This window comes from Streptomyces sp. OfavH-34-F (genome assembly GCF_022347745.1).
GTDB lineage: Bacteria > Actinomycetota > Actinomycetes > Streptomycetales > Streptomycetaceae > Streptomyces.
Map to the genome: position 1 here is coordinate 26,379 of NZ_JAKRGC010000016.1, position 23,569 is coordinate 49,947.

Here is a 23,569-nt window from a genome sequence, read left to right on the forward strand (position 1 = left end):
ATGCGGGGAAGAGTGGGAGGGCGGTCATGGGTGAGCCTTTGAAGACCTTTGTCGGGGGTGCCGAGGTCGAGGTGCCCAACAGCATTCCGGCGATCCGCGACGCGCTGCCCGAGGGGCGGCGGGCGGAGTTCGACCGGGCCATCAACGAGGCCGGGGTGCACGAGATCCAGGCCGTGATGCGGCACTGGATGCTGGAGGCCGTGCCCGATCCGGAGGCCGAGCGCATCCTGGACCGGCTGGCGCGGGACGAGGCCGAGAGGCGGAGCGTCGCTTGAGCTTCCGGATCTCCTACGCGCCGCCCGCCGACGACACCCTGGCCAAGATGCGGGACGGCGACACGTTCCGGGACCGGATGGCGGCCACCCTGGGGGCCGAGCCGTACGGACACGGCTCGACCGCCGTCAAGGGGGAGCGCGACCGCCGGGAGGCGACGGTCGCCGGGGCGATCGTGCTGTACTACGTCTCCGGGTCGGTCCTGACCGTCACCGTCGTACGGCTCGTCCCGCTGCCCTGAGCGCCCGTCAGGCGAGCTTCTTCGCCTGGGCGTCGACGACCGCGGTCGGCAGGTCGAAGTCCTTGCCGCTGCCCGCGGCCGCGAGGTTCATCGCGCTGAACGAGGCCAGCGTGGTGCCCTGGCGCAGCGCGACCAGCTTGAGCGCCATGTTCCCGTCGTCCGTCTTGATCGTCACCGTCCAGGCCGCGGCCTCCTCGCCGCCCTTGACCTGCGCCTCCTCGATCTTGGCGACCTTCTGCTTCTCACCGGCCGCGGTGATCGTGAAGCCGCTCGCGCAGTCGGTCGCGGCGGTGCGCAGGGAGGCCAGCGTCTCCTCGGCGCCCTTGCCCTCGTAGGCGGCGAGCGTGGTCATGGTCGTCGTGATGTCGAAGGCCGCGTCGAACGCCTCGTCGAGGCCCTCGGTGCCCTTCGCGGGGTCCGACTTCGGCTCGCTGATCACCTTGCGCTGCGTGGAGGCGGCGGGCGCACCGGCCTTGGCGCCCATCAGCAGGTCGGCGACGATGTCGCAGGCGGCCTTGTCCGCGGTGACGTCCTTGGCGTCGATCTTGTCGACCGCGCCGGCCTTGGTGACCTTGTGGCCCGCGACGTCGCCCTGCTTCAGCGAGACGGCCTCCAGTTCGGCGGCGGTCAGGACCTTCGCGGCGGGCTGGTCCGCGCCCTTGTCGGCACCCTTGTCCGAGGGCTGGGCCGACGAGCCGGCCGCCTTGCCGCTGTCCTTGTCGTCGCCGTCCGAACCGCAGGCGGCGGTGAACAGGGCGAGGGACATCACGGTGGCGGCAACGGCGGTACGGCGTATGGCAGTGGGTCGCATGGACCGTCCTTCTGTCTCAAGGTGTTCCGCCCGCACGAGAGCAGCCGCACCGGGGCTCGGCGCGGCCTGGAATGGGGGGTCTTCGTGGGGTGAGCCAACTCTATGAGCCCGCCGAGGTTTGGCAATCCTTTACTTTGGCAAGCGCAGTTGATCGTGACGTCGTCGTGATCACTTCGCGCCATTGCCCGGCGAAATGGGCCGGTTCGGCCGTACGGGCTGACGCGAGGTCAGAGGGCGGGACGCCGGGTGAGGTGGGCGAAGGCGTCCAGGTTGCGCGTGGACTCGCCGCGCGAGACCCGCCAGGCGTACTCCTTGCGGATCGCGGTCGCGAAACCGATCTCCAGCAGCGAGTTGAACGCGCCGTCCGCCGCCTCCAGGACCGAGCCGAGCAGCCGGTCCACCTCCTCGGGCGTCACCACGGAGAGCGGCAGCTTGCCGGTGAGGTAGATGTCCCCGAGCCGGTCGATCGCGTAACCGACGCCGAACAGACGCAGGTTGCGCTCCAGCAGCCAGCGGTGCACCGCCGCGTCGTTCTCGTCGGGGTGGCGGATGACGAACGCGTTGAGGGAGAGGCTGTGCGCGCCGACGATCAGCGAGCAGGTGGTGGCGAGCTTGCGGGTGCCGGGGAGCTGGACGACGTAGTTGCCGGGGGCGGGGCTCTCCCAGTCGAGCCCGGCGTCCGCGAACACCGCTTCGAGGACCTGCGCGGCGCGGGCGGCCTCGTCGTCTGCCGGTACGGGTGCGTCAGCCATGTTTCGAGCGTACGTCAGGCGGTGAAGGCACGCGGTCGGGGGCGGACGCGGGACGGTCCCCGGGGGACGCGAAGGCGGGCCCTGCAAACACGCAGGCGCGAGGGTTACGCGTGGCGGGTCCGGGTACGCCTGCGGTGGCCCTGGACCGCCGCCGTGTAGACCTCGGCCGTACCGGCGGCAGCCGTGTCCCAGCCGAACCGCTGCGCGTGCTCGGCCGCCGCCTCGCCCATCCGGTCGACCAGCTCCGGCGCCGCCGCGAACCGCTCCAGCGCCTGCGCGTACGCGGCCGGGTCGTGCCCCGGTATGAGGAAGCCGCTCACCCCGTCGCGCACGGCCACCGGAAGGCCGCCCACCGACGCCGCGACGACGGGCGTGCCGGCCGCCTGCGCCTCGACGGCGACCAGGCCGAAGGACTCGCTGTGCGAGGGCATGACCAGCACGGACGCGGCCCGGAACCAGTCGGCGAGCTCGTCCTGCCCGACTGGCGGGTGGAACCGGACGACGTCCGCGATGCCCAGCCGGGACGCGAGCTTCTGCAACCCCTCCGGCTTGGCGAGGCCGCTGCCGCTGGGGCCTCCGACGACGGGCACCACGATGCGCGAGCGCAGCGCGGGGTCGCGGTCGAGCAGCACGGCGACCGCGCGCAGCAGCACGTCCGGCGCCTTCAGCGGCTGGATGCGGCCCGCGAAGAGCGGGATCAGGGCGTCCTGCGGGAGACCGAGGCGGGCGCGGGCGGCGGCACGGCCGTCGGCCGGGCGGAAGCGGTCCAGGTTGACGCCGGGGTGGACGACGGCCACGGAGCGCGGGTCTGCGTCGTAGAAGCGGACGAGTTCGTCGGCCTCCCCGGCGGTGTTCGCGATGAGCCGGTCGGCGGCGTCGACGATCTGGGTCTCGCCGATGACGCGGGCGGCGGGCTCGGGGGTGTCGCCCTCGGCCAGCGCGGCGTTCTTGACCTTCGCCATGGTGTGCATGGCGTGGACGAGGGGAACGCCCCAGCGCTGTGCGGCGAGCCAGCCGACGTGTCCGGAGAGCCAGTAGTGGGAATGGACGAGGTCGTAGTAGCCGGGGCGCTGACCGGCCCACGCCTGCATCACGCCGTGGGTGAAGGCACAGAGCTGGGCGGGCAGCTCCTCCTTGGCCAGGCCCTCGTACGGCCCCGCGTCCACGTGCCGGACGAGCACGCCGGGCGCCAGCTCCACGGCGGCGGGCAGCCCGCCGGTGGTGGAGCGGGTGAAGATCTCGACCTCGATGTTGATGGCGGCGAGCCGTCGGGCCAGCTCCACGATGTACACGTTCATGCCGCCGGCGTCGCCCGTCCCCGGCTGGTGCAGCGGGGAGGTGTGCACGGACAGCATCGCGATGCGGCGCGGTCTGCGGTGGCCCGCGGTGAAGGAGCCGGCCAGTCCTGCGGGGAACCTGCGACGCGGTGCGCCACGGCTGGTGCCGAGCCGAGAGACGTACTGGGTCACGTCGTCCGTCCTCCTCGCTGGGCCCCGGTACCGGCGCGGTTCACGGCATGGCACCGAAGGGCGCACGATCCTTCGAAGGTGGCGAACAGCGGAATCTCTCCTTTCATTTCCGCTTTGCCAAATCGTTACGGCGGAAAGCTGGCGCGTCGCCCCGATCATCGCCCGACCGCCCGGCGCCCGCATCCGCCCGGATCGTTACGCTCGGTGCCATGCGCCCGATCGGCACCGCGACGCGCGGCACCACCCATCCGAACCGGCTGCGCCGCATGGACCGCTGGATCGCCGCCACGCACGGCCCCGCCCTGCGCCGCGCCGACGCCCCCGTCGCCGTGGACCTCGGTTACGGGGCGGCGCCCTGGACCGCCGTCGAACTGCTGGCGCGCCTGCGCACCGCCGAGCCGCGCACCGAGGTGGTCGGCATCGAGATCTCCCCGGACCGGGTGGCCGCCGCGCAGCCGTTCGCGCGCGAGGGCCTGACCTTCCGGCACGGCGGCTTCGAGATCGCGCTGCCCCGGCGGCCGGTGCTGATCCGGGCGGCGAATGTGCTGCGCCAGTACGACGAGGGCGAGGTGGCCGCCGTCTGGGAGCGGCTGTGCGGCCGGCTGGCGCCGGACGGGCTGCTGGTGGAGGGCACCTGCGACGAGGTCGGACGCCGGCACGTGTGGGTGGCGCTGGGGCCCGAGGGGCCGCGCACGGTGACCTTCGCGACCCGGCTCGGCTCGCTGGACCGGCCGTCGGATCTCGCCGAACGGCTGCCGAAGGCGCTGATCCACCGCAACGTGCCGGGCGAGCGGGTGCACGCGTTCCTGCGCGACTTCGACCACGCGTGGGCGGCGGCCGCGCCGTACGCGTCGCTGGGTGCCCGGCAGCGCTGGGTCACGGCGGTGCGGGCGCTCTCCGGCGACTGGCCGCTGGCGGACGGGGTACGGCGCTGGCGCCAGGGCGAGGTCACGGTCGAGTGGACGGCCCTGGCGCCCAGGGGGGCGTGAGGGGGCGCGCTCGTACCCGACCGCGAGAGGGGGGGCGGCGCCGGATTTCACCCGTGGGACGGGAACGGCCGACGGCCATCGTTCGTCGGAGTCAGTGGGCACCGAAGCCGCGGGGGCGGCGGGGGGATGACGAAGAGGCGTGCGGGTGCCCGACGGCCGGGGCGTGCCTGCCTCTGTTGCTTTTCGGTACGGCGTGGCACGATCGCGTCGACGCTACATGTTACTGGCGGTTAACCAGATCATCCGGAACTGCTCGACCGGTTGGGAACTGCTCGGAGGGGGAGCTCGTGTACCGACGTCATTGTGGAGCCGCCGCGATCACTCTGGTCTGCGCGCTGGCGGTCCTCGCCTCGCCGGCCCAGGCGTTCGCCGCCCCGGCGCTGCCCGGGCCGGCCGACCCGCCCGTCCCCTCCTCGGCGCCGGCGTCGCCCGGCGGGAAGAGCCTCGAAGAGGTACGCCTGGAGATCGACGAGCTGTACCGGCAGGCGGGCGCCGCCACGGACGCGTACAACCTCGCCGAGGAGAAGGCCAAGAAGCAGTCGGGCGAACTGGTCGAGCTGGCGCAGTCGATCGTCGAGGGCCAGGCGAAGATCGCCGAACTCAAGGACCGGGCAGGCGCCCAGGCCCGCGAGCAGTACCGCAACGCCGGACTGCCCCCGGGCGCCCGGCTCATGCTCAGCGGCGACCCGCAGCTGTTCCTCGACGGCATCAGCCGCGCCCGCCAGGGCCAGCACGCCACCAAGGGCCTCCTGGGTGAACTGACCCGGACTCAGCAGGACTTGGAGACGTACACCAAGGACGCCAACACCAACTGGAAGAAGCTCGAAGCCGACCGGGTCAAGCAGGCCAAGGCCAAGAAGAAGATCAACGCACAGATCGCGGCGGCGAAGAAGCTGGAGTCGCGGCTGGAGAAGCAGGAGCGGGCCCGCCTGCGCGAGCTGGAGCGGGAGGCCGCCCTGCGCGCGCAGAACGCCTGGCTCGGCTCCGGCGCGCTGACGGAGATCAACCGCGAGGCGAGCCCGCTCGGCAAGAAGGCCGTGGCCTTCGCCACCGCGCAGATAGGCAAGCCGTACGTGTGGGGGGCGGAGGGCCCCGGGTCCTACGACTGCTCCGGGCTGACGTCCCAGGCGTGGGCGGCCGCGGGCCGGCCCATCCCCCGCACCTCGCAGGAGCAGTGGCGGCTGCTGCCGCACATCGCGATCGGGGACATGCGCCCCGGCGACCTGATCATCTACCACGCCGACGCGACGCACGTCGGCATGTACGTGGGCGACGGCCAGATCGTGCACGCCCCCCGCCCCGGCCGCGACGTCACCCTGGCGGGCGCGGGCTCCATGCGCATACTCGGCGTGGTCCGCCCCGACGCGTAGCCGCGCACGGGCGGCAGGCGGAAACGGGCACGCCGGGCGGGCGGAACGCGGGTTTCGGGCCCCCAGACACGGCGTGAGCTTCGTCATGCCACCGGGGGCGGCTTCGGGACGATTCATCACGACTGATCCGAGGTGGGAAGCGGTGCGGGCCGGTGCATATGCCGTCCGGCGCCCGCGGGTCGCCATTCCGTTCCCGCGCCCCGGGCCGCTATGGTCCCCGTCTGGCGGGTCGTCGATCGGCGCTCCGCCGCGCCCTCGGGGGGAGGGAAGGAAACCCGAACCGATGCCCGTACCCGAACCGCAGCAGGACTCCGCCGCGGAGAACAGCTCCGGCGCCGCCCTCACGCTCCTGGTGATCGAGGACGATCCGGCGGGGATCTTCAGCGCCCCCGAGCTGTCCGCGGCGGCCGGTGGCCGGGTCCGCATCCGCGCCGCCCGCAACCTCACCGAGGCGGGCCGCCTCCTCACCGACGACGTGGACTGCATCCTGCTGGACCTGGGCCTGCCGGCCGGCGCGGAGACCCGGGCCAACCGGGAGGGCGAGGCGGACGGGCTGGCCACGCTCAAGCACGTCCTGCGGATCGCGCCCCGGCACGCCGTGCTCGCCCTCACCGCCGAGGACGACGCCGAACTGGCCGCCGAGGCCGTCCGGGTCGGCGCGCAGGACTACCTGTTCCGGGACGAGCTGGACAGCCGGCTGCTGAGCCGGGCCATCCGCTACGCCGTCGCCCGCAAACGCGCCGACGTCACACAGCACCAGCTCACCGAGTCCCGGCTGCGCGCCCAGGAGAACGCCCGCCTGGAGCGCGGCCTGCTCCCCACCCCGCTGCTCGACGGCTCCGACCTCCGCTTCGCCGCGCGCTACCGGCCGGGCCGTAGCCGGGCCCTGCTCGGCGGGGACTTCTACGACACGGTCCGCACCCCGGACGGCACGGTGCACGCGATGATCGGCGACGTCTGCGGGCACGGCCCGGACGAGGCGGCGCTCGGCGTGGAACTGCGCATAGCGTGGCGGGCGCTGACCCTGGCGGGGCTGTGCGGCGACGAGTTGCTGTCCACGCTCCAGCAGGTCCTGGAACACGAGCGGGAGAGCGAGGAGATCTTCGCGACGCTCTGCACGGTGGACATCGCCCCGGACGGCCGCCGCGCGGGCCTGTGCCTGGCGGGCCACCCCGCCCCGCTGATCGCCCGCGACGGACGGGCGGCGCTGCTCCCGTACGAGGACGGCGGCCCCGCCCTGGGCCTGCTGCCGCGTGCGCGGTGGCCGCGCACGCAGGTGGAGCTGGGCGGCTCCTGGAGCCTGATGATGTACACGGACGGCCTGATCGAGGGCCGCGTCGGTGAGGGCACGCGGCGGCTGGGCCAGGACGGCATGGTGGCGATGGTCAACCGGCAGCTGGCCGAGGGGCTGACCGGCGAGGACCTGCTGGAGGCGGCGGTCACCCGGGCCCGCGAGCTGAACGGCGGCGAACTGACCGACGACGTCGCCGTCCTGCTGCTCGACCGCGACGAGTCCGCCGCCCGGCGGCGCCCGGCGGGCGGCGGGGCGCACCTGAGCATTCCCCGCCCGCGCCCCGGCCGGGCCCCGTCCTCCGCGTCGGCTCAGCGCCCGCCGTTGTAGGGGCCGTACGGGCCGTCGCTGCTGGATCCGCCGCTGCGGCGCCCGCCACCGGAGACGGCCCGCAGGGCGGGCCGTACGTCCACGAAGAAGACGATGCTGGCGATCAGCCCCGCGAGCTGGAGGAACAGGAACGGCACCCAGAGGTTCACCGCCACCGCGACGCCGAGGACGATCAGCCAGAAGGACTTCTTCTGCTTGTCCGCCGCGCGGTAGGCGTCCTCGCGGGCGACCAGGGCCATGACGAACGCGACCACGGCGAGGACGAGCATGGCCAGGTAGAGCAGCCCGAGGAACGAGTTGAAGCCTTCGAGCAACATGATGTGTACCGCCTAGTCAGTGGAGAGCGCCTCGCGGCCAAGGTACCGGGACAACGACCGGGCCACCGGGAATGTGCCCACCCGCCGCCCCGGCACACCTGCCCGGCGCCTGCACGGCTACTCGCCCGCGGGCGGCGTGGCCTTCTTCGCGGCGGGCTTGCGCGCGGGCGCCTTCTTGGCAGCGGCCTTCGGCTTCGCGGCAGCGGGCTTGGCGCTGGTCGCGGTGTCGGCGGGCTGCGCGGTGTCGCTCGGCTCCGCGGCGGCCGGCTTCGCGTCGGCCGGCGCGGACTCCTCGCGCGGCTCGACGACGACGGCGATCTCGACGATCTCCTCGGCGGCCTCGCCCCGCCACGTCCGCACGGTGCGCTCGCCGCGCTCGGCGACCTTCTCGTACGTCTCACGGGCCCGTACGGCGTACTCGGCGGCCACCCCGACCCCGCGCAGCGCCAGGTCCTGGGCCATCTCACCGAGCTTCTTCGGGTCGTTGTCGAGCGCCTCGATCACCTCGGCGACCTTGGCCTGCAGGGTGGCCTGCGCCTCGCGCGCCTGCCCGGCGACCTTCTCCTGCACGGCCTTGGGGTCGGTGTTGCGGACGGCCTCGATGCGCTCGGGCGCCTCGGCACGCAGCTGCTCGATGAGCGCGGGGACCTTGCGGGCCTGGCTCACGGCGAGTTCGGCGGTGCCGGCGGCGAAGTAGAGGGGGGTGGGGTCGGTGAGGGTCTTGCGCAGGTCGTCGGTGATGGCCATGAGGGGTCCTCCCGGATCATGTGCTCGGTATGAGGGTGGTCGGGACGGTCAAGCTCTCTCGGCGGCACTCCCGCCGGCGTGCTCCTCGCCTGCCCCCGGGGGCTCGTCGTCCAACCCGTTCTCCTTGCGGAAGGAGGCGTAGATCTGCAACAGCACGCTCTTCTGGCGCTCGTTGATCGACGGATCGGCGAGGATCACCGCCCGCGTCTCCAGCTCGTCCTGCTGCCGCTCGTCCAGAATCCCGGCCCGTACGTACAGGGTCTCGGCGGAGATGCGCAGCGCCTTGGCGACCTGCTGCAGCACCTCGGCACTGGGCTTGCGCAGCCCGCGCTCGATCTGGCTGAGGTAGGGGTTGGACACCCCGGCGGCATCGGCGAGCTGCCGCAACGACAGCTGGGCAGTGCGGCGCTGCTCACGCAGATAGTCGCCGAGGCTGCCGACGTTGAGTGAGGCCATACCCCGATGCTGCCCCCAACCGCTAACTTTTGCAAGCACCCGCTTGCAAAAGTGTCCCTCACCACGCTGCGGAGCCCCTGCGACGCTCAGCGGGGACTGTCCCTTCCCAGGAATCTCTGTCACCAGTCGCCCGGAGTCGCCGAGCGGTGAGCCCGCAGGCCCTGGCGGTGTGCGCCGCTAGGTTGGTGTGCGTGGAGACGCGGGGGCAGAGGTATCGGTATGTGGGTCCGGCTGCGCTGAAGGCGCTCGTCCGGGCGGGTGGTGAGGGGCGCAGCATCCGCTCGGCGACGGACTTCGGCGAGTGGGTCTCGGCGCTGACCCCGGAGGAGTTGGCCGAGCCGTTCACGTTCGTCGTCGATGGCGGCGGGGTGCTGCGACTGGCTCCGCGCCGCAGTGAGCACGTGGTGTGCGTCGGCGGCGGAGAGGTCCTGAGCGCCGGTGAGATGAGCTTCCGCGAGGACTCCGGGCGGTGGGTGGTCGAGCAGGTCAGCAACCAGTCGACCGGCTACTGCCCGGACGTCAGCTCATGGCCCGCCGTGGCCGAGGCTCTGGATCGGATCGGGATCCATCGACCGCCCGGATTCACGCACGAGGTCGTCTTTCGCCGATGCCCCTCCTGCCGGGAGCTCAACATCGTGCGGGAGGAGGACTTCGTATGCGTCTTCTGCGGCGAGGGTCTGCCTCAGGGGTGGAACGTCGGTGAGCCCGGGTGACGGGGCAGACCGCGAAGATCGCATCGCTCTGCGAGTGCGGCAGCATGGCGGTGCGGCAGGTGAACCAGTTCGTCCTTCGCGACGAGTTGTGGTGGGACTCGGAGTTCTCCTGCGCGTCCTGTGGCACCTACCTGTGCGAACACGCCGGTCCGGGACCAGCACCCGATGATGTCCGGGAGGCTCTCCTCGCAGCGCACGGGTCCGTCAGACTGCGGCTGGTCGGTTCGGCACCCAGTCTCGTCCCGGCTTTGAAGGTCTTTCGGGAGGTGTCGGCGGCCTCGTTGGCGCGGGCTCGTGAGCTGGTCGGGGAACTGAGCCGCGACGGTCTGGTGGGGACGTTGTCGGAGATGGAGTTCCTGAAGGCTCGGCTGCAGAGGCGTGGAGTTCCCGTCGACGTCGATCGGTAGCTGTCCGCGAGGGGCCGTGTTCTTCCTGTCGGAGGACGAGGAGATGCCTGCCGAGGACGAGGACTACTCGGCCTTCGCGCGACCACCCATGCAGGGGCTGATCGTCGGCGCCGGTTGCTCGGGATCGGTGAACCACGTGCTGCTCGGCCACCTGACGCTCGCTCTCGCCCTCCGCTTCGATGCGCTGGTCGATTTCGACGGCCTCTTGGGTGGTCACCGCACCGCCGGAGACGACACGAGCAACGAGGCGGTCCTGGCCCGGGCGAGAGCACTGGCATCAGACCTCCCGGGACGGCTCGCGGAGGTCTCCTACGACACCGGCGGTGGAAGCCGGTGGCTTCGGCATGTCGGAGACGCGGAGTTTCTGGAAGCCTGGCTGCGACATCCCGACTTTCACTTGATCAAGTAGCGCTCCAGCCTCGATCGCCGCGTCCAGGCTCACGGTGCAGGTCGCCACTCCCGGTCGCGCGCTGTCGCGTACGGGCGGATTCCCTCGATCGTGCTCGGAGTCCTGTGGGTGAGGAGAATTCTCAGCGGCGGGGAGTCCCTGGGAAGTTGCGCATCCTGTCTCCCGGCCTGGGGCTGTGGTTGCCACCGACGTCCCAGGCCGGGGCGTACACGCACAGGTGCCTCCGCTGCCAAACGCCCACAACCCGGGTGGCGACGAGATGTTCGATCTACTCCAGCGTCAGCACCTCTGACAACACCCGGCCCACTGTCTAAGTTCGAGTGGTGGAAGATACGGAGATCATCATCAGGCTCACCCCGGATGAGGCGCTGGTCCTGTCCGATTGGCTGGAGCAGGTTCAGATGACGGACCTCAGTCGGCTCGTCGACGATGCGGCGGTCTGGGCACCCCTTCACCGCATGGCCGGCACGCTCGACAAGTCGCTACCGGGGATGTTCGCAGCGGACTACGCCGAACGTCTGGAAGCAGCCCGCCGCAGGCTTCGCCAGGCCCCGGACGGCGACACCGATGATCATGAGGGCTCGGACGCATGAAGCCCCTCTCGGAAATGACCGAACGCGAATACTTCGCCAGCGTCGACCAACGTCCCGGCATGTTCGTCGGCAAGACCTCCTTCCACATGCTGACGGCGTTCCTGATTGGCTACGACCAGCATGCGCTCCGGCACGGTGGACACGGGCTCACCGGCTGGCGCGACTGGCTCGTCGCCCGTCGCGGACGCGACTGCAACCACGCCTGGCCCGGCCAGGTCCTGCACATCGCCTTCTCGAACGGCTGGGACGAGGACATCTGGAACCTTTCCCGTGAGGACGAGCGACACGCGATCAAGGTGCTGTTCGAGCTCCTGGACGAGTTCACGGCCGAGCACGAAGCAGCCCAGGGGGCACAGTTCTCAGATTGACCGAGACGTCGGCCGCACTGCGTCCCACTCAAGATGACCATCACTGGTCACGACCTCACCATGATTCACCTTCACTGAGACAGGACATCCGGCCTCTCTGGCAGACTCGTCGGTATGGGGGACATGCCGGTGCGGCGGCTCGATCTCGGGTACTTCGTGCGGCCTGCGGGCGAGACGGGTGGGCCGGAGGCGCGGGTGGAGCCGGTGCTCGCTTATCTGGTGCGGCACGACAACGGGTTGATCCTGTTCGACACCGGGATCGGGGACGCGGGCCCCGGGACCGAGGCGCACTACCGGCCGCGGCGCCGTCCGCTGCGGGAGGCGCTGGCGGCGGCCGGGGTGGGCCCGGAGGACATCGCGCTGGTCGTCAACTGCCACCTGCACTTCGACCACTGCGGCGGGAACCCGCTGTTCGGCGGCACGCCCATCGTGGTGCAGGACGTCGAACTGGCCACCGCCCGCCGGGGTGACTACACCGTCGGCGAGCTGGTCGACTTCCCCGGCGCCACGTACGAAGAGGTCTCCGGCGAAGCCGAGTTCTGGCCGGGGGTCCGGGTCGTTCCGACACCCGGGCACACGCGGGGGCACCAGTCGCTGGTCCTCCGGCAGAGCGACGGCACCGTCGTCCTCGCCGGTCAGGCGCACGACTTCGCCTCCCACTTCGCGGCCGACCACCTGGCCCGCCGCGCGGCCCGCGACGGCGTGGAACCCCCGCTTCCGCCCTACCGGCCCTGGCTGGACCGACTCGCCGACTTCGACCCGCGCCGCGTGCTGTTCGCCCACGACAGCTCGGTCTGGGAACCGCCGGGAACGGGGGCCCGTTGAACACGGATGTGCGTACGGCCGAGGCCGTCGTGTCCGAGGCCAACCGCGTCCACGGCCTGCGCTTCCGGCTGGAACGGCGGTTCGACGAGGGGATGCAGTCGGGCGCCTGGCTCCTGAGCGACGCCTCCACGGGCCGGCGGGCGGTCCTGAAGTGGAGCGCGTCCCGTTCCTGGACCGAGCAGACCGGGCGTGCGGCCCGGGCGGTGACGAAGATCCGGGCGGCCGGCTACCCGACCCCGCAGTGGCTCGCCGTCGGTACGAGCGCGAGCGGCTACGGATACCTGGTCCAGGAGTTCACGGCGGGCCGCAGCCCGGACCGCATGGGCGCGGCCGAGGCCCGGCTGCTCGTCGGGCTCCTGGAGACGCACGCCGGGCTCGACCCCGACCCGGGCAGGTGCTGGTCGCGGCTGGTCCACGAGCAGACGGCCGCCCGGCGGGACGGCCTGTGGCAGCGGGCGGCCGGGCCCTCGTGGACGTCTGCGGCCGCCTCCTCGCCGCTCACGGGCCGGTGGAACTGCCCACCGGGGACCTGGTGCACGGCGACTTCCGGCCCGCCAACATCCTCCTGGACGCCGAACGCGTCGCCGCAGTGGTCGACATCGAGGCCCTGGGCAGCGGCACGAGGGCCTTCGACTACGCGACGCTCCTCAGCGCGGAAGGTCTCACCCCCGACGCGGTGCACACGCTCCGCAGGGCCGGTGAACGGGTCGCCGGCCCCGGGGCGTTGGCCTCCTGCTACGCGCACGTGGCCCTGGACCTGACGGTCTTCGTCCACCGGCACCGGCTCGCGCGCGGCATCCGCCACACCCGCACCCTGCTGGACCGGGCCCGGCTCCTCCTCGACCACGCGGACGGCGGAGCCTGACGACTCGGCGTCCTACGCCCCCTGGCGCCCCTCCAGGCCCCACGCCAGCTGGTCGAAGCCGGAGTTCGCGGCGTCGACCGCCTCCGCGTACAGGGCGTCCGCCGTCGCGCCCTCGCTGACGCGGCGCCAGTTCTCGGAGGCGAGGACGCGCTGCACGGCGATGATCTGGCCCGCCGCCAGCCGGGCGCGCGGGGTGTCGCCCAGGGCGTGGGCGAGGGCCGCCTCCGAGCGGCTCAGGTAGGCGTGGAGGCGGGCCACCAGGGCCGGGGTGTCGTACAGGAGCGCGTGGTACGCCCGTACCTCCGGCGCGTCGCACAGCCCCGTGATCGGGTCGCGGCGCGCCAGGCCGTCCAGGAAGTGGGCGCGCAGCGCGGTCAGCGGGGACGTGCCTGGGGGGCGGGCGGCGACCACCCGCGCCGCCTCGTCCTCGTGGTCGGCGAACCGGTACAGGGCCAGGTCCTCCTTGGCCGGGAAGTACCGGAAGAGCGTCGGCTTGGAGATGTCCGCCGCCGCCGCCACCTCCGCCACCGACACCTTGTCGAACCCCCGCTCCAGGAACAGGGCGATCGCGGCATCGGAGACCGCCTGATACGTCAGCCGCTTCTTGCGCTCCCGCAGGCTCATCGGCGCGCGCTCCTCCGCCGCCCCGTCCGACCTGGCCTTCTCCGCGCTCATGAGTCCGAAGCGTACGCCCCCGGCCGCAAGCGGATTTGGGCCCTCCGTAGATCCCCGCGCCACGCCCTCAGAACACGTCCGGGCACCACGCCCGCCGCGCCGCCCGGAACACCGCGTCGGCCCGCGCCCCCGCACCCGGCGTCAGCTCCTCCACCCGGCCCAGCGCCGCCAGCCGCAGAACGGATTCGTCGCCGAGCCAGAGCGTCCCCAGCTCCCGTACGTCCAGCGCCAGGTCCGCCGAACGCGTCGTCGGCGCGCACGTGGCACCGTCGGGCCCGGCGTCCAGGTGGAAGCGGCCGGCCGCGAAGCCCGCCGCGTCCCGGACCTCCAGGACCAGGGAGCCGGGCACCGCGTACGTACGGGCCTCCAGGGCGCGCACGACGTCCAGCACCCGCACCCACAGGAAGTCCGCCTGCGTCACGACGCGCGCCGCGCGCGGGTCCGGCAGCAGCAGCGGGGCGAGGTCGTCGGCGGGGCGCAGCCCGGTACGGATGGTGGAGACCCAGTCCACCGAGCACAGGTAGTGCCACAGCGCCCGCTCCGCCGCCGGGGTGACCGCGATCAGGTCGCGCACCTTCGCGCCGTTCAGCGGCTGCTTGGCGTCGCTCCAGGTCGCGTCGACGCGGTAGATCAGCAGGCCGTCCACCGTGCCGCCGGGCCCCCGGTACACGGCGTAGTAGGGCTCCGTCCAGGGCTGGAACTGGAACTCCGCGAGGCCGGTGGTCTGCTCCCACCAGCGCGCGTCGCGGTCCACCACACCGTGCCGGGAGGCCCGCAGCCGCTCGTGCAGCGCGGGGCCCAGCGCGCGGACCTCCGCGCCGTCCACCAGGTCGATCCGCCCGCCGTCCCCGTCCGCCGGTACGCGCAGCTGACGGTCGAGGCCCGTGCGGTGGGTGTCGATCTCCCACTCGGTGGCGCAGGTGGCCGGCCCGAACCCGTACCGGCCGTAGATCGGGTACTCGGCGGCGATCAGCGTCGCCGCCACGTCGCCGCGCTCCTTCGCCGCCGCCAGGTCCGCGGCCATCATCCGGGTCAGCAGGCCGCGCCTGCGGTGCGTGGAGGTGACCGAGACGTTGGTGATCGCGTCGGCCCGCACCGCGGCGCCGCCCACCGTCGTCAGCTCCTGCGCGAGCGAGCGGAACGTCGCCACGCACCGCCCCCCGTCGAACGCCCCTTGGGTGCGGGCGAAGTCCATGTGGCTCCGGCGCGCGGCCACCTGCTCGTCGCTGGGCGTCGGCGGCCGCAGGAATCCGGTGTTAAGGGCACGGAGCCAGTCGGGCAGTTCGGACGGGGTGATGAGGCGGATATCCAGGTCGGTCATGCGCCTCACGCTAGGGAGCGCGGCGCGGGATGTCGCCTGGTTTTGGGGCCCGTGCCCAGGGGAAGCGCGAGGGCTCAGAACGCCGCCCGGACCTCCCCCACCTCGGCCGGCCCGCCCATCAGCGGCGCGCGGCCGATCCGGGCGACCACCGGGGCGTCCACCCCCAGCAGCCCCAGCGCACGGGCCAGGACCGGGCCCAGCGCGCGGGCCCCGCCGTCGTCGATCTTGAAGGCCAGCGCCCTGCCGTCCGCCAGGGCCACCGCCTGGACGGCCTCGGCGCCCACCTTGGACAGGGTGCCGGGCACCTCGCGCATCAGCCAGGTGTCGTGGCGCCGGGTGCCCGCCACGTACTCCGGGTGCGCGCGCATCGCGTCCGCCACCCGGCGCTCCGCGCTTCCCGGCTCCGCCAGGACGAAACCCCGGAAGGCGCGGGCCAGCCCGACCAGCGAGACGGCCATCAGCGGGGCCCCGCAGCCGTCCGTGCCGACGGCGGCGACCTCCTCGCCCGTCGCCTCCTCCACGACCTGGTGGACCAGCCGCTGGAGCGGATGCGCCGGGTCCAGGTAGCCGGCCAGGTCCCAGCCGTTGAGCGCGCAGGCGGCGAGCATCGCCGCGTGCTTGCCGGAGCAGTTCATCGCGAGGCGGTCGCGGACCTGCCCGGAGACGAGGTACGTCTCCGCCTCCACCGGGTCCAGCGGCAGGTCCGGCGGGGTCTGCAGGTCGTCGGGCGACAGACCGTGCTCGCCGAGCACCTTGCGTACGAGATCGAGGTGGAAGCCCTCGCCGGAGTGGCTGGCGGCGGCCAGCGCCAGCCGCTCGCCGGACAGGTCGAGCCCGGCCCGCAGCACCGCCGCCGCCTGCATCGGCTTGTTCGAGGAGCGCGGGAAGACCGGGGCCGCCGGCTCGCCGAGGGCCAGTTCCACGCTGCCGTCCGCGGCGAGCAGGACCAGCGAGCCGCGGTGGTGCCCCTCGGTGAATCCGGACCGTACGTCCTCGGCCAGCACGGGCAGGCAGGGGGCGGCGTCGGGCGTGGCGGGCGTGCGGGCTGCGCTGGGGGTCATGGCGGCCTTCCGGGGGACGGGCGGAACCCGCTCCCCGGGGGGTCGCCTCAGGCGAGCAGGTCGTCTACGTGTGCTTCCCCGTCACGGTACCTGCGGGCGATCTCCGCTCCGCAACCGTCCGCCGTGCGCTGGAGCCGGTGCCGGCGCCGGGAGACCTGCTGCTCGTAGCGGACGAGGCGCCCCATCGCGGTGTGCAGCTCTTCGTCCGTCCGGGCGTCCAGGTCGGACAGCTCGACCTCGGCGAGCGTCTCGGCCGCGAGCCTGCGGTACTCCGCGCTGCGCGGCGTGGACAGCGTGACGTGCCGGGCGGAGGAGCGCTGCGGCGACGGGGCGTCGGCGAGGATCTCCGACAGCCGGTCCACGACCGGCGCCTCCGGGCCCCGGCGCCGGGCCAGTTCGGCGCGCAGGATGTCGATCCGGCCCTGGACGAGCCGCCGCACGTAACTGAGGTCGGCCTCGTCGCGCTGGGCGTCGCGGCGCAGCGCGCGCAGCTCCGGCAGCCGCAGCGCGCCCAGGTCGGGCCGCACCGCGCCGTCGCCCGCCTCGTCGCCCTGCCCGGTCCGCTGTACGGGCGGGCGCATGGTGCTGATGCTCGTACCGGGGCCCGTGCCGCCGCTGACACCGGGACGCGCGACCGGCACTGCGGCCGGGGACTGCCCGGTTCCATGGGTGCTCATGCTTGTGTCCATCCCCTCGACCGGTGCGTCGGCGCACCGCCTCCCGAGCATGGTGCCACCCCGAGAGCCCCGATGAGGTGGCTCTGTACCCGTTCGGCCCAAGATAGGTTGGTCTGTATGCGTGCAGTGGTACAGAGGGTGGATGGCGCGAGCGTCTCCGTGAAGGACGCCGCGGACGGCGACGGGGGTTCCCGGATCGTCGGGGAGATAGCCGGCGAAGGGCTGTGCGTCCTGGTGGGGGTCACCCACGACGACACCCCGGAGAAGGCGGCGCAGCTCGCCCGCAAGCTCTGGTCGCTCCGCGTCCTGGAGGGCGAGAAGTCCTGCTCGGACGTGGACGCGCCGCTTCTGGTGATCTCGCAGTTCACCCTCTACGGGGATGCCCGCAAGGGCCGCCGCCCCACCTGGAACGCCGCCGCGCCCGGCGAGGTCGCCGAGCCGCTGGTCGACGAGGTCGTGGCGCGGCTGCGGGCGCTCGGGGCGACGGTGGAGACGGGCCGGTTCGGGGCGGACATGCGCGTCTCGCTCACGAACCACGGCCCGTTCACCGTCATCGTCGAGGTCTGAGCCCCGCTCCGGCGCCGCCTACGGCTCGACGACGGTCTCCTGGGCCGCCGCCGTGTCCCCGGCGAGCAGCTCCGCGTCGACCGCCACGTTCCGCTTCACCAGGGCCAGGGCGATCGGGCCCAGTTCGTAGTGGCGGGCGGAGGTGGTGACGAAGCCCAGCTGCCGGCCCTCGGGCCCGTCCGACGCGAGCCGGACCGGGGTGCCGGGGCCCGGCAGGTGCACCTCGCTGCCGTCCAGGTGCAGGAAGACCAGGCGGCGGGGCGGCTTGCCCAGGTTGTGCACCCGCGCCACGGTCTCCTGGCCCCGGTAGCAGCCCTTCTGGAGGTGGACGGCGACGCCGATCAGGCCCAGTTCGTGCGGGATGGTGCGGTGGTCGGTCTCGAAGCCGAGCCGCGGCCGGTGCGCCTCGACGCGCAGCGCCTCGTACGCCAGCACCCCGGCGAGCGGGCCGTGTTCGGCGGCGTACGACTCCAGGTCCGGGCGGGGCAGGAACAGGTCCCGGCCGTACGGCGTCTCGCGTACGACGGCCCCGGCCGGGGGTTCGGCGATCGAACCGGCCGGCAGGTGCACCACCGCGAAGTCCTCGGTGCGGTCGGCGACCTCGACCCGGTAGAAGAACTTCATCGACTCCAGATAGGCGACGAGGTCCTGCCGCGTACCCGGTTCGACGTGCATCCACACGGTCTCGCCGTCGTCCACGAGGTACAGGGCGTGCTCGATGTGGCCGTTCGCGCTGAGGATCAGCGCCTCGGTGGCCCGGCCGGGGGCGAGGTCGGTGACGTGCTGGGTGATCAGGAGGTGCAGCCAGGCCAGCCGGTCGCTCCCGGAGACGGTGACGACACCGCGGTGCGAGAGGTCGACCAGGCCCGAACCGTCGGCGAGGGTGCGCTGCTCGCGGAACAGGTCGCCGTAGTGCGCGGCGACGCCTTCGTCGCGGCCCTCGGCGGGGACGGCGCCGGGCAGGGACAGCAGGGGGCTCTTCATGCGACCAGCGTACGACTGGTGCTCAGGCCCCGGCCGCCGGTGCGGGGCCGTCCTCCGGGGCGGCGGGGTCCGGGCCCGCGGCGGCGTCCGGCTGCCCCGCCTTCGCCGTGCAGCCGGCGCAGCGGCCGAAGATCGCGAAGTGCTTCATGTCGGTCTCGAACCCGAACGCGCCGCGCAGCTTCTCGGTGAACTCCGCGACGACGCTCAGATCGGCCTCGATGACGTCCGCGCAGTCCCGGCACACCAGGTGGATGTGGTGGTGCCGGTCGGCCAGGTGGTACGTCGGGGCGCCGTGGCCCAGATGGGCGTGGCTGACCAGCTCCAGCTCCTCCAGGAGCTCCAGCGTCCGGTAGACCGTCGAGATGTTCACGCCCGAGGCGGTCCGGCGCACCTCGGCGAGGATGTCGTCGGGCGTCGCGTGTTCGAGCGTGTCGACGGCTTCCAGGACGAGCTGGCGCTGCGGCGTCAGCCGGTAGCCGCGCTGCCGGAGGTCGGTCTTCCAGTCGGTGCTCACCACAGGCCCAGTGTAGATCCGGGCGGCGGAACCGTTCTGCGGAATCCCGGGCTACTTGAAGAAGGCGATGCCGTCGTCCGGCAGGTCGCCGAGGCTCTTGGCCATCGCCTCGACCTCCTCGGGCGTGACGGTCTTCTTCAGGTGCGCCGACATGTACGGGCGCAGCTCGACCTCGGGCGTCGCCTTCTCGCCGACCCACATCAGGTCGCTGTTGACGTAGCCGTAGAGGCGCTTGCCCCCGCTGTACGGGCCGGAGGCGGCGGTCCGGGCGACCGCGTCCGTGACAAGGTCGATCTGCGGCTTCTTGTCGGCCAGCTCGCCGTACCAGATCTCGATGACACCCTGGTCGCGGGCCATGACGACCTCGACCTTGCGGTCCTTGTCGATGCGCCAGTAGCCGGTCTCGGTCTCCAGCGGGCGGACCTTGTTGCCGTCGGCGTCGAGGACCCAGGAGTGCGAGGTGTACTCCAGGAAGTCACGGCCGTCGTGGCGGAAGGTGACCTCCTGGCCGAAGTTGCACTTCTCGGCGCCGGGGAAGTCGGAGACTCCCGCACCCACCCAGTTCCCCAGGAGGAACGCCAGCGGGACGAGGTCCGGGTGGAGGTCGGACGGGATCTCGATCATGAGCGGCTCAGTCGATCTGTGAGACGGGAGGCGGGAAGGCCGGGGACGGGCAGGTGGTCAGCGCTGACCCTGGTACAGCTTCTTCACGGTCACGGCGGCGAAGGCGAGGACGCCGACGCAGACCAGGACCAGCAGGGCGGAGAAGAATGCCTCAAGCACGGGGGGCTCCTCGGACGAGCGGTAGGGCGGCAGTACAGGGCAGTACCGGACCGGCCCCAGCCTAATGGGTGGGGCCCGCCCCCGCCGTTCCGGGGCGGCCGGGCGGCGGGGCCGCCCGGCGGCGGAGGATTACAGTGCTGCGTATGCCGAAGAAGCTCGTGATCAAGGTGACCGCAGGGGCCGATTCCGCCGAGCGCTGCTCGCAGGCGTTCACGGTGGCGGCGGTGGCCGTCGCCAGCGGGGTGGAGGTTTCGCTCTGGCTGACCGGGGAATCGGCGTGGTTCGCGCTGCCGGGCCGCGCGGCCGAGTTCGAACTGCCGCACGCCGCGCCCCTGCCGGACCTCATCGAGTCCATTCAGGCGGGCGGCCGGATCACGCTGTGCACGCAGTGCGCGGCGCGGCGCGACATCACGGAGAAGGACGTCCTGGAGGGCGTTCGGATCGCCGGGGCGCAGGTCTTCGTCAGCGAGATCATGGCCGACGACGTGCAGGCGCTCGTCTACTGAGACCCGGAGCGCCCGGGACCGCAGGGGCGCACGGGCCGTTCAGCGGCGCCGTTTCCTGCCGTCCAGCTCCTCCCACCACGCGTCGGACTCCGGATCGCCGGTGGCGCCGCCGTCCTTGCCGGGCGGGGCGGCACCGGGCGGCCGCTCCCGCTCCGCACCCGGCTCGTCCCACCAGCGGTCCTCGGGCCCCTTGCGGTTGCCCACCATCGCCGCGACGGGCGGAATCACCATCGCGACCACACACATCGCGATGGCGGCGGGCATCGACCAGAGCCTCACGAAGGCCCAGGCCGAGACGAAGAGGACGAGGCACACGCCCATCAGCAGGAAGTAGGCGCGCCGGCGTCGGCGGTACATGTCTCCAGCGTAGGCCCGATCGGCCCGCCCGGCCGGTCCGGCGGGCTTCCGCCTCCGGACGGCGCGAAGGGCCGTACCCGTGCCAGGCAAGCGTCCAAACCCCCTGGGGTACGGCCCTTCGGCCGGTCACCGGTGATACCGGGTGCCGTGTCAGACGGCGATGGCCACCTCGGCGAGGCCGCCGGTCTGCGCGACGACCGTGCGGTCGGCGGTGGCGCCGGGCACCAGCGCGCGGACGGTCCAGGTGCCCTCGGCCGCGTAGAAGCGGAACTGGCCGGTCGCCGAGGTCGGGACCTCGGCGGTGAACTCGCCGGTCGAGTCCAGCAGGCGGACGTAGCCGGTGACGGGCTCGCCGTCGCGGGTCACGCTGCCCTGGATGGTGGTCTCACCGGGCTTGATCGTCGAAGCGTCGGGGCCGCCGGCCTTTGCTCCACACATGGTTCAGTCCTTCGGGTCGGTGGTCATGCTGGTCGGTAGCGGGCCGGCGGGTGCCGGCCCGGTGGCACGGGGCCTTACTTGTTGGCGCCGAGCTCGATCGGCACGCCGACGAGGGAGCCGTACTCGGTCCACGAGCCGTCGTAGTTCTTGACGTTCTCCTGGCCCAGCAGCTGGTGCAGCACGAACCAGGTGAGCGCGGAGCGCTCGCCGATGCGGCAGTAGGCGATGGTGTCCTTCGACAGGTCGACCTGCTCGGCCTCGTAGAGGGCGCGCAGCTCGTCGTCCGACTTGAAGGTGCCGTCGTCGTTGGCGTTCTTCGACCACGGGATGTTGCGGGCGGTCGGCACGTGGCCGGGGCGCTGCGACTGCTCCTGCGGGAGGTGGGCCGGGGCGAGCAGCTTGCCGCTGAACTCGTCGGGCGACCGCACGTCGACCAGGTTCTGGGTGCCGATGGCCTTCACGACGTCGTCGCGGTAGGCGCGGATCGACTCGTCCTGCGGCTGGGCCTTGTACTGCGTGGCCGGGCGGGACGGGACCTGGTCGCCGTCCACCAGGTCGCGGGAGTCCAGCTCCCACTTCTTGCGGCCGCCGTCGAGCAGGCGGACGTCCTGGTGGCCGTAGAGCTTAAAGTACCAGAACGCGTAGGACGCGAACCAGTTGTTGTTGCCGCCGTAGAGGACGACGGTGGTGTCGTTGGCGATGCCCTTGGCGGACAGCAGCGCCTCGAAACCGGCCTGGTCGACGAAGTCGCGGCGGACCGGGTCCTGGAGGTCCTTGGTCCAGTCGATCCGGATGGCGTTCCGGATGTGGTTCTTCTCGTACGCGGAGGTGTCCTCGTCCACCTCCACGATGGCGACCTTCGGGTCGTCGAGGTGGGCCTCGACCCAGTCGGCGTCTACCAGGACGTCACTGCGGCTCATTCTGTTTCTCCTCCGGGGCAGTCTGCGGCGAGATGGTGCACGGATCGTGCGTGATGCGGATGTACGGGGCGCGGGCCGGTCCGTGGCGCGGGCGGCGGGCGCGATGGCCCCGACGTACGGTCGAAGGGCCGGGGATCGCGGGAGACGTCCCGCTCAGACAGTGCGACAGAGCATGGCGGCGACGCGGCACAGGTCCACTGCCCGCCGCTTCGTGAGATCCGCCTGTCCCCGCTGCGGGAGACCGCTAATAGAGCACTGCATGGGTCCGATCGTAGGGATGTACGGGCGAACATGTCACCGTTGTGTCGCATTCTGAGACAGGATCGTCCGTAATACGGGATAAGCGACCGCTCGGACGGACTCCCGCGCCCTCGGGCGGGCCAGGGGAACGCGCGGACATCTACGGACCGGACAGGGCCGTCTCACTATGTGGGTGAGGTGTGCGGTGGGCCCTCTACCCGCCCGCGGCCGGGGTCAACCCGCCAGCCGCACATCGGTGCCGGTGACGGCGATCTCCAGGCCCTCGGCGGTCGGCTGGATCTTCTCCAGTTTCAGGCCGTCGGGCAGCCCGCCGACCCGGCGCTCGAAGTCGGTCTTCTCGCGGACCAGCCGCTCCAGACCCGGGATGCCCTCGCCCGGCACCTTGTCCGCGTGGACGCGGACGGTGTGGCCGTCGACCAGCGTGACGGTGGACAGCACGCTGCGCGAGACCGGGCGCCCCAGCAGCGGGATGCTGACGGTCCCGGTCACCTTCACCTTGCCGTTGCCGCCGTACTCGACCGCGACGCCGTCACTGGCGGCCTCGGTCAGGTCCTCGTACGAGATGACCGCCGTGCCCTCGGCCCGGGCGGCGGTGGCGCCGGAGAAGCCGTCGCTCAGCCGGACGTCGCGCAGCTCGGCGTCCATGGTGGAGATCCGCAGCGCGCGGCCGCCGGCGCGGGTCTCGATCCCGGTGAGCCGCACCTCGACCTCGTCCAGCTCGGAGCCGGCGACCTGGGTCAGGAACGGGAAGCCCTTGATGGAGATGTCGGTGGACCCGATCCGCGCGCCCTGCACCTGCACCCGGTCCTCGGCCTGCGACTCGACGACGTACACCGCCACCCGGTCCACGACGGTGAACACCGCCGCCAGGACCACCAGGACGACGACCGATATCCGCAGTGCGCGCATGCTCTCTCTTCCCCCACCCTGCCGTGCCCACGGCCCACCGGGGCCCGCGAGCCTCCTGTCGACCGCACGGCACGTCCCCGCGTGACCGACGTACGAAAGCCCCCCAACGGTTCCCCGCGGAGGGCCTCGTCATGCGGACGACACGCTACGGATACGAGCGGTACGGGACTACGTCAATGCGCGGCCCAGCAGGTAGACGGCCGGAGCCGCCGCGGTCAGCGGCAGCGCCACACCCGCCGTCATGTGGACGAAGCGTGACGGGTAGTCGTAGCTGGCCACCCGCAGTCCGACCAGCGCGCACACCCCGGCCGCCAGGCCCAGCAGCGCGCCCTTCCCGCCCAGGTCGGTGGCCGCTCCGGCCACCGCGCCC

Annotated in this window: 31 protein-coding genes and 1 pseudogene; 13 read left to right on the plus strand and 19 right to left on the minus strand. The window is 72.5% G+C overall.

Features of this window, described 5'->3' with window-relative positions:
• Positions 1-26 precede the first annotated feature (26 nt).
• Both MHW47_RS05445 and MHW47_RS05450 read left to right on the plus strand, forming a co-directional pair.
• On the plus strand, positions 27-275 hold the full coding sequence (locus tag MHW47_RS05445; RefSeq protein WP_111336593.1) for a hypothetical protein: 249 nt from the start codon (positions 27-29) through the stop codon (positions 273-275).
• The gene (locus MHW47_RS05450; protein ID WP_239221473.1) at positions 272-514 is read left to right on the plus strand and encodes a hypothetical protein; all 243 of its coding nucleotides are present in this window, start codon (positions 272-274) and stop codon (positions 512-514) included. Before MHW47_RS05445 ends, MHW47_RS05450 begins: the two co-directional genes overlap by 4 nt.
• Before the next feature lie 7 nt (positions 515-521).
• Here MHW47_RS05450 and MHW47_RS05455 read toward each other — a convergent pair whose 3' ends face one another.
• From MHW47_RS05455 to mshA, 3 genes are all read right to left on the minus strand, one after another.
• On the minus strand, positions 522-1,325 hold the full coding sequence (locus MHW47_RS05455; protein ID WP_239221474.1) for a hypothetical protein: 804 nt from the start codon (positions 1,323-1,325) through the stop codon (positions 522-524).
• 227 nt (positions 1,326-1,552) lie between these two features.
• On the minus strand, positions 1,553-2,077 hold the full coding sequence (locus tag MHW47_RS05460; RefSeq protein WP_239221475.1) for a YbjN domain-containing protein: 525 nt from the start codon (positions 2,075-2,077) through the stop codon (positions 1,553-1,555).
• Between the two features lie 104 nt (positions 2,078-2,181).
• The gene (mshA, locus tag MHW47_RS05465) at positions 2,182-3,546 is read right to left on the minus strand and encodes a D-inositol-3-phosphate glycosyltransferase (protein WP_239221476.1); all 1,365 of its coding nucleotides are present in this window, start codon (positions 3,544-3,546) and stop codon (positions 2,182-2,184) included.
• A 209-nt stretch (positions 3,547-3,755) separates the two neighbouring features.
• On the opposite strand from mshA, the gene MHW47_RS05470 reads away from it, so the two are divergent.
• From MHW47_RS05470 to MHW47_RS05480, 3 genes are all read left to right on the plus strand, one after another.
• Positions 3,756-4,535: a class I SAM-dependent methyltransferase gene (locus MHW47_RS05470; RefSeq protein WP_239221477.1), complete on the plus strand. Its 780-nt coding sequence runs from the start codon at positions 3,756-3,758 to the stop codon at positions 4,533-4,535.
• Between the two features lie 287 nt (positions 4,536-4,822).
• Entirely contained in the window at positions 4,823-5,905 is a 1,083-nt protein-coding gene (locus MHW47_RS05475) for a C40 family peptidase (protein WP_239221478.1), read from the plus strand.
• A gap of 283 nt (positions 5,906-6,188) precedes the next feature.
• On the plus strand, positions 6,189-7,526 hold the full coding sequence (locus MHW47_RS05480; RefSeq protein ID WP_239221479.1) for a PP2C family protein-serine/threonine phosphatase: 1,338 nt from the start codon (positions 6,189-6,191) through the stop codon (positions 7,524-7,526).
• Here MHW47_RS05480 and MHW47_RS05485 read toward each other — a convergent pair.
• The 3 genes from MHW47_RS05485 to MHW47_RS05495 form a co-directional block, all read right to left on the minus strand.
• On the minus strand, positions 7,508-7,843 hold the full coding sequence (locus tag MHW47_RS05485; RefSeq protein ID WP_239221480.1) for a DUF2516 family protein: 336 nt from the start codon (positions 7,841-7,843) through the stop codon (positions 7,508-7,510). The two genes, MHW47_RS05480 and MHW47_RS05485, sit on opposite strands and share 19 nt — an antisense overlap.
• 117 nt (positions 7,844-7,960) lie before the next feature.
• Positions 7,961-8,590 carry a hypothetical protein gene (locus tag MHW47_RS05490; protein WP_239221481.1) on the minus strand — a complete coding sequence of 210 codons (630 nt, stop codon included), beginning with the start codon at positions 8,588-8,590 and terminating at the stop codon, positions 7,961-7,963.
• Positions 8,591-8,638: 48 nt separating this feature from the next.
• Positions 8,639-9,046, minus strand: a complete 408-nt coding sequence (locus MHW47_RS05495; RefSeq protein WP_239221482.1) for a helix-turn-helix domain-containing protein — start codon at positions 9,044-9,046, stop codon at positions 8,639-8,641.
• A gap of 191 nt (positions 9,047-9,237) precedes the next feature.
• Here MHW47_RS05495 and MHW47_RS05500 point away from each other — a divergent pair, with 191 nt between their 5' ends.
• The 6 genes from MHW47_RS05500 to MHW47_RS35665 all read left to right on the plus strand — a co-directional run bounded on the left by MHW47_RS05500 (position 9,238) and on the right by MHW47_RS35665 (position 13,226).
• Positions 9,238-9,759 carry a hypothetical protein gene (locus tag MHW47_RS05500; RefSeq protein WP_239221483.1) on the plus strand — a complete coding sequence of 174 codons (522 nt, stop codon included), beginning with the start codon at positions 9,238-9,240 and terminating at the stop codon, positions 9,757-9,759.
• A gap of 423 nt (positions 9,760-10,182) precedes the next feature.
• A complete protein-coding gene (locus MHW47_RS05505) occupies positions 10,183-10,575 on the plus strand; it encodes a DUF6368 family protein (RefSeq protein ID WP_239221484.1) in 393 nt (130 codons plus the stop codon).
• 323 nt (positions 10,576-10,898) lie between these two features.
• A complete protein-coding gene (locus MHW47_RS05510) occupies positions 10,899-11,168 on the plus strand; it encodes a hypothetical protein (protein WP_239221485.1) in 270 nt (89 codons plus the stop codon).
• A 14-nt stretch (positions 11,169-11,182) separates the two neighbouring features.
• Entirely contained in the window at positions 11,183-11,536 is a 354-nt protein-coding gene (locus MHW47_RS05515) for a hypothetical protein (protein WP_239221486.1), read from the plus strand.
• Between the two features lie 114 nt (positions 11,537-11,650).
• Entirely contained in the window at positions 11,651-12,361 is a 711-nt protein-coding gene (locus tag MHW47_RS05520) for an N-acyl homoserine lactonase family protein (protein ID WP_239221487.1), read from the plus strand.
• Positions 12,362-12,806: 445 nt separating this feature from the next.
• Positions 12,807-13,226 (plus strand): phosphotransferase, encoded by a 420-nt coding sequence (locus tag MHW47_RS35665; RefSeq protein ID WP_308381449.1) that lies wholly within the window; start codon positions 12,807-12,809, stop codon positions 13,224-13,226.
• 12 nt (positions 13,227-13,238) lie between these two features.
• Here the strand turns inward: MHW47_RS35665 and MHW47_RS05535 are convergent, their stop codons facing one another.
• The 4 genes from MHW47_RS05535 to MHW47_RS05550 all read right to left on the minus strand — a co-directional run bounded on the left by MHW47_RS05535 (position 13,239) and on the right by MHW47_RS05550 (position 16,960).
• Positions 13,239-13,901: a TetR family transcriptional regulator gene (locus MHW47_RS05535; RefSeq protein ID WP_239221488.1), complete on the minus strand. Its 663-nt coding sequence runs from the start codon at positions 13,899-13,901 to the stop codon at positions 13,239-13,241.
• A 67-nt stretch (positions 13,902-13,968) separates the two neighbouring features.
• Entirely contained in the window at positions 13,969-15,222 is a 1,254-nt protein-coding gene (locus MHW47_RS05540) for a GNAT family N-acetyltransferase (protein ID WP_239221489.1), read from the minus strand.
• A 74-nt stretch (positions 15,223-15,296) separates the two neighbouring features.
• Positions 15,297-16,283, minus strand: a complete 987-nt coding sequence (locus MHW47_RS05545; protein ID WP_239221490.1) for an asparaginase — start codon at positions 16,281-16,283, stop codon at positions 15,297-15,299.
• A 47-nt stretch (positions 16,284-16,330) separates the two neighbouring features.
• The gene (locus tag MHW47_RS05550; RefSeq protein WP_239221491.1) at positions 16,331-16,960 is read right to left on the minus strand and encodes an ABC transporter substrate-binding protein; all 630 of its coding nucleotides are present in this window, start codon (positions 16,958-16,960) and stop codon (positions 16,331-16,333) included.
• Between the two features lie 117 nt (positions 16,961-17,077).
• On the opposite strand from MHW47_RS05550, the gene dtd reads away from it, so the two are divergent.
• A complete protein-coding gene (gene dtd / locus MHW47_RS05555; protein WP_239221492.1) occupies positions 17,078-17,527 on the plus strand; it encodes a D-aminoacyl-tRNA deacylase in 450 nt (149 codons plus the stop codon).
• 18 nt (positions 17,528-17,545) lie between these two features.
• On the opposite strand, the gene MHW47_RS05560 is transcribed toward dtd, so the two are convergent.
• Genes MHW47_RS05560 through MHW47_RS05570 form a run of 3 tightly spaced genes read right to left on the minus strand, consistent with a single transcriptional unit; the run spans position 17,546 to position 19,649 of the window.
• Positions 17,546-18,511 (minus strand): folate-binding protein YgfZ, encoded by a 966-nt coding sequence (locus MHW47_RS05560; RefSeq protein ID WP_239221493.1) that lies wholly within the window; start codon positions 18,509-18,511, stop codon positions 17,546-17,548.
• Positions 18,512-18,533: 22 nt separating this feature from the next.
• Entirely contained in the window at positions 18,534-19,028 is a 495-nt protein-coding gene (locus MHW47_RS05565) for a Fur family transcriptional regulator (protein WP_239221494.1), read from the minus strand.
• Between the two features lie 48 nt (positions 19,029-19,076).
• The gene (locus MHW47_RS05570) at positions 19,077-19,649 is read right to left on the minus strand and encodes an FABP family protein (protein WP_239221495.1); all 573 of its coding nucleotides are present in this window, start codon (positions 19,647-19,649) and stop codon (positions 19,077-19,079) included.
• A gap of 302 nt (positions 19,650-19,951) precedes the next feature.
• On the opposite strand from MHW47_RS05570, the gene MHW47_RS05575 reads away from it, so the two are divergent.
• Positions 19,952-20,314 carry a DsrE family protein gene (locus MHW47_RS05575; RefSeq protein ID WP_239221496.1) on the plus strand — a complete coding sequence of 121 codons (363 nt, stop codon included), beginning with the start codon at positions 19,952-19,954 and terminating at the stop codon, positions 20,312-20,314.
• Between the two features lie 39 nt (positions 20,315-20,353).
• Here the strand turns inward: MHW47_RS05575 and MHW47_RS05580 are convergent, their stop codons facing one another.
• From MHW47_RS05580 to MHW47_RS05600, 6 genes and pseudogenes are all read right to left on the minus strand, one after another.
• The gene (locus tag MHW47_RS05580) at positions 20,354-20,671 is read right to left on the minus strand and encodes a DUF3099 domain-containing protein (protein ID WP_239221497.1); all 318 of its coding nucleotides are present in this window, start codon (positions 20,669-20,671) and stop codon (positions 20,354-20,356) included.
• 150 nt (positions 20,672-20,821) lie between these two features.
• Positions 20,822-21,109, minus strand: a complete 288-nt coding sequence (locus tag MHW47_RS05585) for a DUF1416 domain-containing protein (RefSeq protein WP_142217934.1) — start codon at positions 21,107-21,109, stop codon at positions 20,822-20,824.
• Between the two features lie 74 nt (positions 21,110-21,183).
• Positions 21,184-22,029, minus strand: a complete 846-nt coding sequence (locus MHW47_RS05590) for a sulfurtransferase (protein WP_239221498.1) — start codon at positions 22,027-22,029, stop codon at positions 21,184-21,186.
• Positions 22,030-22,182: 153 nt separating this feature from the next.
• Positions 22,183-22,290: a putative leader peptide gene (locus MHW47_RS36060; RefSeq protein ID WP_353961645.1), complete on the minus strand. Its 108-nt coding sequence runs from the start codon at positions 22,288-22,290 to the stop codon at positions 22,183-22,185.
• 213 nt (positions 22,291-22,503) lie between these two features.
• A complete protein-coding gene (locus MHW47_RS05595; RefSeq protein WP_239221499.1) occupies positions 22,504-23,199 on the minus strand; it encodes a DUF2993 domain-containing protein in 696 nt (231 codons plus the stop codon).
• A 168-nt stretch (positions 23,200-23,367) separates the two neighbouring features.
• Positions 23,368-23,569: pseudogene (locus tag MHW47_RS05600) on the minus strand (hypothetical protein); the annotation flags it as partial.

What these genes read in the sequence shown, in the direction of transcription:
- MHW47_RS05460 (WP_239221475.1), bottom strand. Translation starts at nt 2,077, where the DNA reads ATGGCTGACGCACCCGTACCGGCAGACGACGAGGCCGCCCGCGCCGCG.
- MHW47_RS05480 (WP_239221479.1), top strand. Translation starts at nt 6,189, where the DNA reads ATGCCCGTACCCGAACCGCAGCAGGACTCCGCCGCGGAGAACAGCTCC.
- MHW47_RS05490 (WP_239221481.1), bottom strand. Translation starts at nt 8,590, where the DNA reads ATGGCCATCACCGACGACCTGCGCAAGACCCTCACCGACCCCACCCCC.
- MHW47_RS05485 (WP_239221480.1), bottom strand. Translation starts at nt 7,843, where the DNA reads ATGTTGCTCGAAGGCTTCAACTCGTTCCTCGGGCTGCTCTACCTGGCC.
- MHW47_RS05545 (WP_239221490.1), bottom strand. Translation starts at nt 16,283, where the DNA reads ATGACCCCCAGCGCAGCCCGCACGCCCGCCACGCCCGACGCCGCCCCC.
- dtd (WP_239221492.1), top strand. Translation starts at nt 17,078, where the DNA reads ATGCGTGCAGTGGTACAGAGGGTGGATGGCGCGAGCGTCTCCGTGAAG.
- MHW47_RS05495 (WP_239221482.1), bottom strand. Translation starts at nt 9,046, where the DNA reads ATGGCCTCACTCAACGTCGGCAGCCTCGGCGACTATCTGCGTGAGCAG.
- MHW47_RS36060 (WP_353961645.1), bottom strand. Translation starts at nt 22,290, where the DNA reads ATGCAGTGCTCTATTAGCGGTCTCCCGCAGCGGGGACAGGCGGATCTC.
- MHW47_RS05560 (WP_239221493.1), bottom strand. Translation starts at nt 18,511, where the DNA reads ATGAAGAGCCCCCTGCTGTCCCTGCCCGGCGCCGTCCCCGCCGAGGGC.
- MHW47_RS05515 (WP_239221486.1), top strand. Translation starts at nt 11,183, where the DNA reads ATGACCGAACGCGAATACTTCGCCAGCGTCGACCAACGTCCCGGCATG.
- MHW47_RS05455 (WP_239221474.1), bottom strand. Translation starts at nt 1,325, where the DNA reads ATGCGACCCACTGCCATACGCCGTACCGCCGTTGCCGCCACCGTGATG.
- MHW47_RS05570 (WP_239221495.1), bottom strand. Translation starts at nt 19,649, where the DNA reads ATGATCGAGATCCCGTCCGACCTCCACCCGGACCTCGTCCCGCTGGCG.
- MHW47_RS05595 (WP_239221499.1), bottom strand. Translation starts at nt 23,199, where the DNA reads ATGCGCGCACTGCGGATATCGGTCGTCGTCCTGGTGGTCCTGGCGGCG.
- MHW47_RS05580 (WP_239221497.1), bottom strand. Translation starts at nt 20,671, where the DNA reads ATGTACCGCCGACGCCGGCGCGCCTACTTCCTGCTGATGGGCGTGTGC.
- MHW47_RS05470 (WP_239221477.1), top strand. Translation starts at nt 3,756, where the DNA reads ATGCGCCCGATCGGCACCGCGACGCGCGGCACCACCCATCCGAACCGG.
- MHW47_RS05540 (WP_239221489.1), bottom strand. Translation starts at nt 15,222, where the DNA reads ATGACCGACCTGGATATCCGCCTCATCACCCCGTCCGAACTGCCCGAC.
- MHW47_RS05535 (WP_239221488.1), bottom strand. Translation starts at nt 13,901, where the DNA reads ATGAGCGCGGAGAAGGCCAGGTCGGACGGGGCGGCGGAGGAGCGCGCG.
- MHW47_RS05585 (WP_142217934.1), bottom strand. Translation starts at nt 21,109, where the DNA reads ATGTGTGGAGCAAAGGCCGGCGGCCCCGACGCTTCGACGATCAAGCCC.
- MHW47_RS05590 (WP_239221498.1), bottom strand. Translation starts at nt 22,029, where the DNA reads ATGAGCCGCAGTGACGTCCTGGTAGACGCCGACTGGGTCGAGGCCCAC.
- MHW47_RS05520 (WP_239221487.1), top strand. Translation starts at nt 11,651, where the DNA reads ATGGGGGACATGCCGGTGCGGCGGCTCGATCTCGGGTACTTCGTGCGG.
- MHW47_RS05550 (WP_239221491.1), bottom strand. Translation starts at nt 16,960, where the DNA reads ATGAGCACCCATGGAACCGGGCAGTCCCCGGCCGCAGTGCCGGTCGCG.
- MHW47_RS05445 (WP_111336593.1), top strand. Translation starts at nt 27, where the DNA reads ATGGGTGAGCCTTTGAAGACCTTTGTCGGGGGTGCCGAGGTCGAGGTG.
- MHW47_RS05575 (WP_239221496.1), top strand. Translation starts at nt 19,952, where the DNA reads ATGCCGAAGAAGCTCGTGATCAAGGTGACCGCAGGGGCCGATTCCGCC.